General features: G+C 60.9%; 5 protein-coding genes and 1 pseudogene. 4 read left to right on the top strand and 2 right to left on the bottom strand.

Features of this window, described 5'->3' with window-relative positions:
• Positions 1–474: 474 nt before the first annotated feature.
• A pseudogene (locus C1722_RS17700) lies at positions 475–2,772 on the top strand (winged helix-turn-helix domain-containing protein); the annotation flags it as partial.
• Positions 2,681–3,010: an ammonium transporter gene (locus C1722_RS17695; protein ID WP_102380420.1), complete on the top strand. Its 330-nt coding sequence runs from the start codon at positions 2,681–2,683 to the stop codon at positions 3,008–3,010. The pseudogene C1722_RS17700 and the gene C1722_RS17695, both read left to right, overlap by 92 nt.
• Positions 3,011–3,071: 61 nt before the next feature.
• On the opposite strand, the gene C1722_RS14585 is transcribed toward C1722_RS17695, so the two are convergent.
• Both C1722_RS14585 and C1722_RS14580 read right to left on the bottom strand, forming a co-directional pair.
• Positions 3,072–4,553: an MBG domain-containing protein gene (locus C1722_RS14585; RefSeq protein WP_102380080.1), complete on the bottom strand. Its 1,482-nt coding sequence runs from the start codon at positions 4,551–4,553 to the stop codon at positions 3,072–3,074.
• A gap of 587 nt (positions 4,554–5,140) precedes the next feature.
• Positions 5,141–9,970: an InlB B-repeat-containing protein gene (locus tag C1722_RS14580; RefSeq protein ID WP_102380079.1), complete on the bottom strand. Its 4,830-nt coding sequence runs from the start codon at positions 9,968–9,970 to the stop codon at positions 5,141–5,143.
• A gap of 185 nt (positions 9,971–10,155) precedes the next feature.
• On the opposite strand from C1722_RS14580, the gene C1722_RS14575 reads away from it, so the two are divergent.
• Positions 10,156–12,747, top strand: coding sequence for a winged helix-turn-helix domain-containing protein (locus tag C1722_RS14575; RefSeq protein ID WP_219724324.1), 2,592 nt, complete (start codon positions 10,156–10,158; stop codon positions 12,745–12,747).
• A gap of 270 nt (positions 12,748–13,017) precedes the next feature.
• Positions 13,018–13,536, top strand: coding sequence for a ferritin (locus C1722_RS14570; RefSeq protein ID WP_102380077.1), 519 nt, complete (start codon positions 13,018–13,020; stop codon positions 13,534–13,536).
• Positions 13,537–13,564: the final 28 nt, after the last annotated feature.

Genomic DNA, 13,564 nt, shown 5'->3' with positions numbered 1-13,564 from the left:
GACTGCGGTGGCGTCGAGGTCGGACGCGTCCTCTGCATCCTGCGCAAGCGCCCCGTGGGTGTTGAGCAGGATAAACGTGGCGAAGGCGAGGGCCGCCATGCAGGTGAACAGCGCGGCCTGCGCGCGAAGGCGCGCGCGTCGGCGCGCGGGGTGCTTGTCAAGCGATCGGTCGCTGCTACGTATCATAGGGTGCTCCTTCGATGGATCTGTACAGGGTGCGTTTGGCACGGGGTGGCTTTCATGGTCGTCTCATCTGTCCGTTGCCTCGGTGCCGTCGAAAAGACCGCTTCTTGCTTCCCGATACGGGTGCGGCCGTTCTGGCTGCTCGGGGCATGCGGATTGCGGCTCCCGTCCCCAAAGCCTGCATGTTTGGTCGTATTTGGACTATACTGAGGATGAGCGAATGAGACTATCATCCAGGATGAGGTTTTCACAGGATCATGCCGGAACGCATGCGGCTGTGCGACGAGCCGCATGCAGGCGCGTTCGCGACGAGGTACGATAGGGGGATTGCATGGCAGACGACTCGTGCGACGCCGAAGCCGAAAGCACCGCCGGCGGGGGCATCGCGCCGATCTCATCCTCAGCGAGAAGTTCTCTCCCGCGGTTCTTCCCGACGTGTGCGCTCCGCGCTTGCGCGTCGTCGACGCCATGAACCGCGCGCTTCGAACGCAGCGGTTTCTCTACATCGGCGCTCCTGCGGGCAGCGGCAAGACGGTTTCTGCGTTGCTCTGGCTGCAAAGCGCGAAGCGGGAAACGGTTTGGATCGGGCTCGACCGCTACGACGATGTTCCGTCGATATTCTACAAGCAGCTGGCAACGGGCCTCTATTCCATTCAAGCGGACAATGCGGCTATGCGCGCGGTGCTCGAATCGCCTTCGTTTTCCGCATCGCCCGTCGAGCACGTGATAGCGCTGATCGCCGAGATGGCACCGCCCGAACGGCGCTACGCCCTGGTCCTCGACGACCTTCACCTCATTGCCAACCAAGAGATCGTCAAATCGCTGCCTTCGGTGCTCAATCGGCTTCCCGGTGCATGCAGCGTCGTAATGCTCTCGCGCGCCGACCTGCCCGACGAATGGGCGGAACTCGGAGGCGGGCCGGCAGTGTTTTGTGCCGACGATGTGCGCTTTACGGCCGATGAGGTTCGTGCGTACTTCGATTCGGTCGGCTTGTTTCTGACGCCCGACGAGACGCGCCTTGTGTACGCGGCCACCGAGGGATGGGCGATCGGCGTGGCGGCTCTGGCCAAATCGGGACCGTCGCCTCGGGCGAGCAGCCACTACCTGTTTGCAAGCTATTTCGAAGAACAGGTGTGGAGCACGTGGGACGAGGATCTGCGAGCGTTCTGCTTGGCGACGAGCGTGGCCGATTCGTTCGACCCCGATCTTGCAGCGCTTCTTTCGGGCCGTGACGATGCCCGCGAGGTTATGGATAGCCTCGCTCGCTCGAACACGTTCCTCTCGCGGCTTTACGGCGACACCTACCGCTACCACCACCTGTTCCAAGATTTCCTGCGCGACAAGGCCCTTGCCGACGGCGTCGACCGCGCCGCGCTCTGCAAGCGCGCAGCCGAGCACTTCCGCACGCACGGCGATTACACCCGTGCGCTGCGTTTCTGGCTCGAAAGCGGCGAGTTTCACGGCATGGATACGTATCTGCTGCTGTTTTTGTTCGAGAACAACTGCGGTTCGGTGGCGGACTACGCCGACTTTCTGCAGACGCTCGAAATCGAGTCGCTTGCCGACGACGCGTACCGGGCGTGCCCCCCGCTTCGGGTGCTCGCCGCCTGGTACACGTATCTGACCAGTCAACGCGAAGCCTACGAGCACCACATGGACGAGCTGTACCGCACGTTGCCCCTCATCGCCGTCTCCGATTCGCGCTTCGTCGAGTTCGTCATCCTCGCTTACAGCGTCGACCATCGGACGACTATCGTCGAGAAGGCGAAGAAGTTCTCGATGTTCAGCCGCTTCGTCAAGCGGTTCACGCCCGAGGGGCTGGCTACGGCCATCGCCTCGTTTACGCACAACCTTCCGTACCCGCACCGCAGCAACCTCGATTACTCGGCGATCGCGCTCGAAGAGGGTGGCATGGATCTGCTCGGGCGCACGTTCGCGCAGCTGCTCGGCGCCGAATGGAACTACATCTACCCGCTCATGCCGGCGTGTTTCGCCTACGAGCGCAACCGCCTTGACGAAGCGCTCGACGGGTTTGACGAAGCGTGGCGGGCTCTTGTGCCCGAAAACAAGGAGGACGGGCGCATCTGCATCCTTCTCATGCGCCATGCGGCGCTCTGGCAGATGGCCGACGACGGGGCGCAAGCCGCGCTCGAAGAGCTTTCGTCCTTCGTAGAGCAAAAAGCGCCCTATTTCCTTCCGAACCTCAAGGCGTACCGCACGAAGCTCAGGCTGTTCGATGCCGACAAGCGCGCTGCGGGAACCTGGATGGACGAGTACTTCGTAACCGATGCCGAGCGCATCGAACTCGTACGCGTATTCCAGCATTTCATAACGGCGCGCTCCCTGATCGTGCTCGGACGTACCGGCGAGGCCGAATGCCTGCTCGGCCGCTTGCTCGCGTTCGGTCGGGAATTCCGACGCCCGCTCGACGTCGGCGAGGCCGGAACCCTGCTGGCCGCCCTGCTGTGGGCGCGCGGTAAGAAGAAAGAGGCCGTCGATGCGCTCGAAGAGGCGCTCGAGGCGCTTGCGCCTTACGGGTACGTGCGGGTGGTGGCCGACGAAGGCGCGGCGATCGAGCCGGTGCTCAAAAGCCTCGCGAGCCGCGTTGCGCGATCCGACTATGCCGGACCCCTCGCTGCTCGGCTCGCAGGTGCTCGGTATCCTTGTAACCATCGCGTTCGTGGGGGTTGCCGATCTCGTTCTTGGGTTCGTCATCAAAGCGCTGTTCAGGGGAAGCCTGCGCGTGAGCGAGGAAAAAGAAGCCGCTGGCCTCGATGTCGCAGAGCATGGCGAAAGCGCATATCCGGCATACATCGGCCTCGATTAACGAAGGGAGAGAGAATATGAAGAAGATTTCTGCGATCATCCGTCCCGAAAAACTCGAACCNTTACATGGTGCGGTGGCGCGACAGCCTGATTGCACCGCATGCAACGATCGAGATCAGCGCGATCAGGGATGTTGCGGTAGCAAACCCGTCACCGGTCGAGGCGAGCTTCGTCGACGTGGTGGGTGTTGCTCCGCCGGTGCCGTTTGCGCCCGGCGTTTCCCCGGTGTCGTTTGTCTCCGGCGGAGTGGGCAGCTCTTCCGCTGCAGCGGCTTGCACGGTAAGGGTACCGGGTTGGTAGGCTATAGTGTAGTTCGCGCTCTTACCGGCTTCGATGGCGCCGCCTTCGATGGCTATGGGATAGGATCCCGGTGTATTGAGAGCAGCTGCAACCGATAGCTTCGGTTCTTGCGCAATCGTATCTCCGGCGGCCAAGCCTTCGACCGTGTAGCTTAAGCGGGGAAGCGCCTCGCCGGCCTTCATGGTGATGTTATCGGCACGGAAGACCAAGGGGGCTTTCGTGATGGTTACCCAGCCCTCTAACCTGGTTGGATCCATCGTGTATTTGTCGGCGTCTTTGCCGGTAAGGCGTGCTGCGGTGCCGGTGAATCTCTTATCCGAACCTACGGTGGCATCCTCGGCTTTCAGATCGAGAACTGCAAAAACCTCGTCGCCTTCGACTACTCCGTACAGCTCTTGGGGCGATACGTCGACAAACGAGTTCGTTCCGTCGTACACCTTCTCGGCTTCGATCAAAGCCGTAACGTCGCCGCGTCCTATCTCGAAGTCAAAGGAAAACGATCCTGCGCAAGGAACGTCAAGGGCATTCGGGTCGTCGATGTTGGTGAACAGGTTCGGTATGGTGAAGACTGCCGTGTGCTGCCCCGGAAGTACGGGCTTGGAAGCGGAGGTGGTGGTTCCATCGCTGTAGGATACGGAGAACGGATAGGCTGCACTAGACCATTGTCGAGTACCGTCATCGTACGAGGCTGCAAGCGCGTCGTCGGCAATCGTGTAGCCTTGTTGGGGGGGGGTGCCGTCGTACAGGGCGTAGCGGTCTCTTTCGACGTTGAAGGAATCGACCTTGTGTACGACGCGAACAGTGAACTGGTAGATGTAGTAGTGCTGCGTGCTCTCCGTGGTGCTTTTAATTGATAGCTCCATGGAGCATGTGCCTCCCACGGTTGCCGTCGACGGGATCGAAAGCGTAAGGAGTCCCGAGGGATCCACGTTGGCTGAAAGCGGAGCTTCGGCGGTTGTTACGGAAAAGCTGAACCCTTCGTCGTCGGCAGGGGGAAGGTCTCCTCCTTTGGGCAGGTAATCGATGAGGTTGATGGTCGTTGCTTGCCCAGGGTGGATGTTTACCACGTAGCCGGGGTTGTTTTTGCCATCCGCGGCGGCGAAGGCCTGTTGCGTGCCGATCGGCGAGAGCACGAGGATGGATACGGCGGCAAGGACGCATGCAATCAGGGCGAGGCTGACGAAGCGTTGGGGGGGGGTGCGTGTTTCTAAGCGGTGTTTGCCTGGTGATATCGAGTCGGTCATCGGAGGTTCCTTTCTGTGCGCACAACGTAAAGATGGTTCGAGTTCCTATGTATGCTGCTGCGGTATCGTTGGCAACGTATCGCCAACTTTCTTCTTAACCATTCCTGCTCCTTGTCCTGGTCATACGGCTGTCTTTAAAACATGATGAAAACAATCATATAAACTATACGTTTGGCCACAGAGGCGAACCATCATACGGTATGAGGTTTTGGATACTTTTTATGGAATTCAGTCGGATTACCTGCTCATACCCCTGTTCCGGCGTCGAGATGCGCAGCCCTTCGTCCGGTGAAGGCGCCGCCAGGGCCGAAGCGCGTACCCAAGCAGCGCGCTCGCGGCGCACGCACTATCGAAATCGCGGCGGAATGCGGCCCCGTGTTTCCGTAAACCGCTTTGGTTTCGAGCGCGCTTATCGTTTTCCCCGTTGCCTCCCAGGCAAGATGGAGTTGTGTGTGACTTGCCGCTGTATGCCGTGGGGGATTTCGCGGTTTAGGAGAGAAGGCGCGTGGGCTTCGTTGGCGGTGCAAAATGCAAAGCGCCCGGCCCGCTTCCGAGAGTCGGGCCGGGCGCTTTGCTTGGAACGCCGTTTAGCGGTCGGTCGGCTTATTCTTGCACCGACGGTACTCCTGCACGGCGGCGACGCCCATCGTGCAGCCGAACGCGAAGAGACCGAACACGGCGAGCTGCGCGAGTCCCGCAAGGCCGTCGCCGGTCTTTGCGAGAACGGGGGACCCCGGTCTGGTTCCTGATCCGCCGGATTCTCCACCGTAGGCGTAGAACACCTTGTCGCCGGTGCTTCCCGCCGGTATGACGGTCGCTGCCTTCTGCGCGAAGAACGGGTCGGCATACCAGGTGCCGGTATTCGGTGTCGCGGTTTCGAACGTAGGCGGCGCGATGGCCAGATCGTCGTCGAGCACCGTGTAGGAGTGCGGGTTGCTCGCGGGGTTCGTGCCGATGCCTGCGGCGTAGAACAGGGGATACTCGATGAGGCGCCACTTGGCCGAAAGGCTTTGGTCGCTTGTGGCTCCGCGCGGGAGGATCGTGACGGGCTGCGAGAACGAGCTGTCGGCATACCAGCCCTCGAACGCGTAGCCCTCCTTCGAGGGGTCGCGCAGCGTGACCGTCGTGGTGTCGTTGGTGAGCGTATCGGGGTTGTCCGAGCTGTTCGTCCCGCCGTCCAAATCGTAGGAGATGGCGTACTCATCCTGCGACCACGCGCTGTACAGCGTCGTCTGCCCGGGGCCGGGCGCGAACGGGGGCTCGAACGGGTCTGCCAGGTCAGCGTCGGTGAACCAGCCCTCGAACTGCGCGCTCACCATCGCGGGGGCGATGTCGGGCAGGGGCATGTGCTTCGTGAGGGCGTAGGTTGATCCGCTGGGCAGAAGGCCCTCGGTGTCGCAGGTGAGCAGATGGGCGGCGCGCTCAGGCACCACCGTGCCGTAGTTGACGATGAAGTACTCGACGATGGGCAGCACCGTATCGACCGTGGGGCTGTCCAGCGAAAGACGAGCCTCGACTTCAAACACCCGCGCGCCCTCGCCCCCCGAAGGCGTGGGGGGCCAGTAGAGTACATCGGAGAACGGCTGCTCGTGTTCAAGCGTATGCAGTCCGTCTGTGAGGGCAAAATCCTTGCTCGTTCCGAAATTGCGGCTGCCGTTCTCGAAGGTGTACCTGGTGAGGGTGATTTTGCCGAGGCACGGGTTGCCCTCAGCGTCCTTCACGGTGAAGGCCATGTTGAATTCGCAGCCATAGGGGACGAAGAATTCGTTGTGATGCTGGACGATGGTGCTGCCGTCGGTGGGCGTCAGTTCGAGCGAGACGGTCGGCACCATCCTGAGCGTCGCCGCAGCAGCGTCGGGGTCTGCGATTGCGTTCGTTTGCTCGACGCCCAGCCGCGCCGGTTGCGAGCGCACCGTCGGCACCACGCCGCTTGCGTTGATCGTCCGGTCCATCACGTCCACGCAAAAGAGCGTTCCGTTCCACAGGGTATCGGCCGCGTCGATGACGTAGTCGGGTCCCGTTTCGCCTACGATGGGTTTCCATTCCGCATAGGCGTCGTTGCTTATGTCGAGGTAGAACCACTGATAGCTCAGGGTTTCGCCGCGTTGGGAGTGCGCGCGTACGGAAAGCGTGACGGGGTCTCCCCCGAATACGCTCGTGGTTTTCGGCTGCTCGTCGATGACGGGGGCATCGCCGCCGATCGTAGTGCCGACGATCGCGGGCCCCAAGGCGCTCGGGTTGCGCTGGTCCATGCCGTCGTAGGCCTGGAACCGCACCTGTCGGGTATCGCCCGCCGTGAGGCCGGTTTGACACCAGAACCTGGTCGTCTTGGCGTCCAGCACGTTTCCTTGCGTCGTCCAGCCGCCGGTGCTCGTGGGCAGTGCCACGCCGTAGGCTTGTGCAGGGCGGGTGGTGTCGTTGCTCCAGGCCCAGATGATGCTGGTTTCGTTCGCGCTGTACGCAATGGGGTAGCGCGGAAGGCTCTTTGGCGCGGCACCCGACCCGGTTCCCCCCACCACGTAGCCGATGACTAGCGGGTACTTTTTCACAGCTTCGGTTTGCCATACGGTCAGACGCACGTCGTAGGAGTATTCGTTTCCTTTGTGCTCCAGATAGTCAAGGGGGTGCAGCGAGGGGAGCGTAGTGGAGAACTGCGCGCCTTTCGTTTGCGAGGATACCCAGCTGGCGCCGCCCGACACTTCGGCTTTCCACCCCGCGTGCCCGGTAAACGACATGGCGAAGAAGATCGTCTCTTCGGCCTGCACGCCCAAGGACATGCCTCCGCCTACGGTTATGTCGAACCCGTTGGTGAACTGCGTCGTATCGGTTACGGTTACGCCCACCGACGTTTCCGTGCCCACATCGGCGGTAATCGGCACGGCGTTGGCGCTTGAGATCATGGCGCCGTTGTGCACGTTTGCGATCGTGCTCGTTTGGGTGGGATAGGTGGTGGGATCGCCCTGCGTGTGCGGGAACACCTGGTCCATGTCGATGACCGGTATGTCTTCGGTTCCCGCGTTCGCCGCCGCTTTGTTGTAATCGTCGAGCGTCATGAGCCCGAGGGTCGCATCGTAGGTGTTGGTCACCTTATAGGCTACGTGGGTGTTTCCCGCTTTGGTACCCACCTTCTCCCGCCCCCATTTTTTGTTGGGCTCTGCGTGCTTGTTGTACTCGTCGAGGTATTGCTGCGTGACCGTGAACTCGGGCACGTATACGTCGTACTCGTAGACGACGACCGGCACCGCCGATGTGACGACCATGTTCCTGCCCGCGTATTCCCCGTACGACAGCGAGTGCTCGACGTTGCGTTCGCGGTAGTAGCTGCCCGCGTAGTTGAACATCGCCTCGAAATCGAAGCCGCCACCCAGCATCGCTTCGTTTCCGAAGAACCCGGCACCCAAGAGCAGCTCGGCGGACATGTTGAAGCCGCCGCCTAAGCTCCACCTGCCCTCGGTGCCCGCCGATTCGGATGACGAGATGCCGAAGGTTGTGGTTCCGATGCTCGTCTTCTCGTCGCCGAGCCTCTCGTCGCTAAGCTCGCTCCAATACGGTACGCTGGTTAAGACGGCAAGGGGCTGCGGTGCGCTCCAGCCGAACGATTTTGATTTCAGCGCGAACTTGAAGGCGTTGTTCTTGTTGATATCGCAGGCAGCGATGGTTAGAAATGTGCCGTTGTCATCGGTTTTCGCGTTGCTGATGAAGCTGGGGTCGGTATCCTGGGTTGTGAGCTTGCCGTTTTGGTCCTGCACCCAGCGCACGTCGTAAGTGACCGTGTAGTTGCTCGACTCCGCGGCGCCGCTCTGCACGACGAGCTGTTCGGTGCCGATGTTCGTTTTGGCGAAGTTGCCGGAAACCGCTTTGGTGATGAAATGGTTTCGGTAGCCCGTCAGATCCATATGGTACAGCGAGGTGAAGCTGCCGTCCTTGAAGTGCGCAGCCTCCGAATCGCCCTTTTTGTTGGTGGAAGAGAGCGAGAACACGTAGCCCTCCAAGAAGAGCAGATCGTTGGCCTCGGAGCGCAGGAACTTGCCCGTGGCGAGCGCTGCGGGCTCGCACATCTCGTACTGCACGTAGATATCGCTTAATGCAGATACGACCTGCGGGGTGTCCCAGACGAACTGGTAGATGCTCTTCGCCGCGTCGAACGTGAACATTTGCACGAGGTTCTTATCTGATTCCATCCAGCCAACCATATCGCCGGTGTTGTACATGTTGCAGTGTCCAGCAAGGATAAGCTCGGGTTCGCCGTTGCCGTTGAGGTCGGTCTGCAACGCCGAAGCGAACCGCATGCGATACGGCACGTAATTGGGGGTATATCGGTATACTTGCTCGAGTTTGGATCGCGAATACCCGGTTTTCCTCGAATAGATGGTCATGCTCGAGGATTGGTTGCGATCCCCGAGGCCGGCCTGGTAGGTGAGCGGCAGGCTCATGGTGATGACGAGGTCGTCGTAGCTGCCGTGCGAGAACGTAGCCAGGTGGACGATAGGCATACGCCAGTCGTTGAAGGAGCCTTTGAAGCCGTATTCGATGTCGCCGAGGTAGATGGTCTGCTCGTTGACGAGGACTCCCTTCGAGGAATCGAAGCGGTAGATGACGATGTGGGGACCTGCGGGGTAGGGGTTGTAGATGGCGAGCTCCTGGTTTCCGTCACCGTCGAAATCGCCGCCGACCATGGCCAAGAGCCCGAGCGAGCCCTCCTGCTGGATGTGCTCCATGATGAGCGGATCGTTTTTCGCGGTCAGGTCGTGGCGGGCTCTGGCCATCGTTTGAACCCGCCCGTTCGCGAAGCGCTGCAGTTGGATGTCCTGCCCGCTTTCCCGATCGTTGCTGTGGCTTGACTGATAGGTGCCCGTGTAGATGGTGTTCGAGACGATGAGCTGCTCTCCGCTATGTTCGAGCGTGCACGCGTTGTTCGCGTGGTACTGGTAATCCTTCCAGTTGGTGTCGAGGGATGTTGCTCCGAGGGTTTTGCGCGCCATGCTGTCGAGCTTCATCGAGGGTGCGGAGAGCGCCTCGAGGCTGTCTGCCACGTAGGCGCTCCCCCTGTCGTAGTCGGTTCGGTTCACGTAGCCTACGTAGAGGTTCTGCGGGTCGAGCGTTGTGAAACCCGCGAGGGGGTCGTTTGACGTGTCGCCGTTGAAGTCAGCGGGCACGTTTTGCACGTCGAGCTTGAAGTCCTTGTAGGAAGCCGGATCGGAAAAGTAATTCTGCGCACCGGCCTGCGATTGCGCGGTTATCGAGTCGTCGGTCGACGCGGTTTCGGCTGTATCTTGCTCCGGTTCGTCGGCGTAGGCGCTCGGGATCGTCGGGTCGAAACCCAAGGAGGCAAGCGAGCAGGAAAGCGCCAAAACACCTGTTCCCGCTACGAAAGTACGCCTTGACAGCTCCATGCTGCCGTCATGTTTCTCGGGCATATGCCCTCCTTGTCATATGAGGTGAATTTCATATCAGTACAGTCGAATATACGTGTTCTTAGGCGGCAGCACCATCATACGGTATGAGGTTTTGGGCTATACTTTCGTTTGTCAGCACGAAAAGCAGGACGAGAGGACGGTGCGTCGGTCATGGGTCGGAACGGTCACGATGGAAGGGGGCGCACGTGCCAATCGGGAGCAGGGATCCTGCCGTTGGGCCTGCGAGCCCGCAGGCCGATCTCATCCTGAGCGACAAGTTCGAACCGGCTGCGTTGCCGGACGTCTGCGCACCGCGCTTGCGCGTCGTCGATGCCCTCGACCGCGCCGCGCGCAAACGCTACGTCTACATCGGCGCTCCAGCGGGCAGCGGAAAGACGGTATCGACGCTTTTGTGGTTGCAGAAGACGAAGCTGCCGGCGGTTTGGATCGGCCTCGACCGCTACGACGACGTTCCCTCGATGTTCTACAAGCAGCTTGCAACCGGGCTGTATTCCGTCCAACCTGAAAACGCGGCCATGCGCGGGGTGCTGGCCAGCCCGTCGTTCTCGCTTTCTCCCGTGGAGCACACCATCCGCCTCATAGCCGAGATGCAGCCGCTCGATCATCGCTGCGCGCTCGTTTTCGACGACCTTCACTTCATCGAGAACCGTGAGATCGTCAAATCGCTTTCCGTTGTTTTGAAGCGCCTTCCCAAGGCGTTCGTCCTGTTTTTCCTGTCTCGGCGAGAACCTCCCGACGAGTGGACGGCGTTCGGCATCGACCGGGATCCCGCTGTGCTGGATGCAGGCGATCTGCGGTTTGCCGCCGATGAGATCAGAGCCTACTTCAAATCGCTCGGGCGCTCCCTGTCCGTCGACGAAAGCCGCATCGTGCTTGCCGCAACCGAGGGATGGGCTATCGGTGTGGCGGCGTTGGCCAAGTCGGGCCAGGTGACAAAAGGAGATAGCCGGTCCTTGTTCGGCGATTTCTTCGACGAGCAGGTGTGGAGCACGTGGGATGAGGATCTTCGGAGCTTCTGCCTTGCTACGAGCGTGGCCGACGAGTTCGACGCCGAGCTTGCCGAGATACTATCGGGTTGCGGCGACGCGGCTGAAATCATGGACGAGCTCGCGCGCTCGAACACGTTTCTCATGCGGCTTTCCGGCAACTCGTATCGCTACCACCACCTCTTCCGCGATTTTTTGCAGGATAAGGTGTGTGAAAGCGGTATCGATCGAGCAGCGCTCTGCAAGCGCGCAGCCGAGTATTCGCGCGCACGCTTCGACTATACGCAAGCGTTGCGGTTCTGGCTGGAAAGCGGCGATTTTTCCGGCATGGACACGTACCTGCTGCTCTACCTCTACGAGAACAGATCGGGCTCGGTGGCCGATTGCGCCGATTTCATGCGTACGCTCGCGCTGGACGAGCTCCCCGAGCATGCGTACCGTGATTGCCCCCCGCTGCACATCCTGGCGCTGTGGTACGACTACCTCACCGGACAGCGGGAGCGCTTCGAGCACCATCTTGACGAACTGTACCGCGCGCTGCCGCGCATCGCCGCGTTCGATTCGCGCTTCGTGGAATCGGCGACGCTTTCCTACAGCATCGACCACCGCACCACCATCATCGACAAGGCGAAGCGATTCTCGAAGTTCGGTCGTCTGATCAAGCGCTTTACCCCGAACGGACTCGCCACTACGCTGGTGTCGTTCACGCAGAACCTTCCGTACCCACACCGCAGCAATGTGGACTACTCCGCCATTGCGCTTGAGGAACGGGGCATGGAGCTGCTGGGCGCGACGTTCGGTCCGCTTCTGGGAACCGAATGGGGCTATATCCAAGCGCTTATTCCGGCGAGCTTCGCGTATGAGCGCAACCGGCTCGGCGAAGCGCTCGACGGCGTTCTCGATGCCGAGAGTGCGCTTATCCCCGAAAACAAAGCGGACGGGCGTATCTGCATCGGCATCATGCGCCACGCGACGCTCTGGCAGATGGGGCGGAAGGACGAAGCGGCTGGAGCCATGGCTTGCCTTGAAGCGTATGTGGAAAGCGACGCCCCGCACTTCCAGCACAATCTGCTGGCGTACCAGGCGAAGCTGGCGTTGTTCGACGCCGACGCGCGCGTTGCCCGCGAATGGCTCGACGGGTATTTCGTCGACGTTGTCGACCGTATCGATCTGGTTCGCGTGTTCCAGCATTTCACGACGGCACGGGCGTTCGCCGTGCTCGGTCGCGTGGAGGAATCCGAGCATCTGCTGAAGGCCCTGCTGGAGTTCGGGCGTGGTTTCTGCCGCCCGCTCGACATCGGCGAGGCAGGCGCTCTGCTCGCGTCGCTTCGTTGGGCATGCGGGAAGAGGGAAGAAGCGCTCGAGGCTCTTGCCGATGCGCTCGAGGTGCTCCAGCCCTACGGGTTCTTCCGCGTTGTCGCCGACGAGGGGGCGTCGATCGAGCCGGCGCTCAAGAGCCTGGCATCGCATATCGCGCGGCCCGATTACAGTGGACCGCTCGCTCGCGTCTTTGTGCAGGAGACGCTCTTGGCCTCCCACGATCGGGCAAAGCGCTTCCGCGGGGTCACGGCAAACCTCACCGCGAACGACAAGCCCGTCAGGCTTTCGCGCCAGCAGGCGCGCATGCTGGAGCTTCTGGCCAGCGGGATGAGCAACGCCGAGATCGCTGAGGAAACGGGGCTCTCCATCCCCACGATCAAGAGCCATACGGCAGCCGCCTATCGCAAGCTCGACGTGCACACCGCCATGGACGCCGTGCTGAAAGCGCGGGAACTGGGCTTGATCGGGTAGCCTTTCGCGCGAGGATCCGGGTGGAGATCAGAGTGGGGATCAAAGGGAGGATCCGGGCGCGGACCAGGGCGGGCATCGGCTCTGGCTCTAGCGGCCCACGGCGCGTTTCGCCGCGCTGTGAACGATGATCCGCATACTTGGTGCTCCTGTGTGCATTGCCCGAAACCTCTTGGCCTGCTATTGAAAACAGTTATCATTAGTAACAATACAAGCAGATTATCTATGCGAGGTGGCTGTAGGGCGCCTCGCACCGAAAGGAAGGGATGGGCAATGGACCAAAAAGTCTATGAGCTTCTGAACGATCAGATCAACAAGGAACTGTACTCGGCGTACCTCTACCTGTCGTTTGCGGATTACTACGAGGACGAGGGCCTTACCGGGTTCGCGAACTGGTATATGATCCAGGCTGCCGAAGAGCGTGATCATGCGTTGATCTTCCGCAACTACCTGCTCGACAACAGCTGCAAGGTCCAGCTCAAGGCCATCGACCAGCCCGACAAGACCTTCTCTGCCTACATCGAACCCCTCGAGGCTGCGCTTGAGCATGAGAAGTACGTTACCTCGCTCATCAACGACATCTACAGCGCCGCCCATGACGTGAAGGATTACCGCACCTGCAAATTCCTCGACTGGTTCATCGACGAGCAGCTTGAGGAAGAGGCGACCGCCGACGACATGATCACCCGCATGAAGCTGTTCGGCCAGGATGCGAAGGCCCTCTACGAGCTCGATCAGGAGTACGCTGCCCGCACCTACACCACCCCGAGCCCGCTTGCAAACGCGGAATAAGCTTCTTTGCGGTGCTTGCGCACCGGTT

It is taken from the genome of Raoultibacter timonensis (genome assembly GCF_900240215.1).
Classification (GTDB): domain Bacteria; phylum Actinomycetota; class Coriobacteriia; order Coriobacteriales; family Eggerthellaceae; genus Raoultibacter; species Raoultibacter timonensis.
This window is presented reverse-complemented; position numbering and strand designations above follow the sequence as displayed.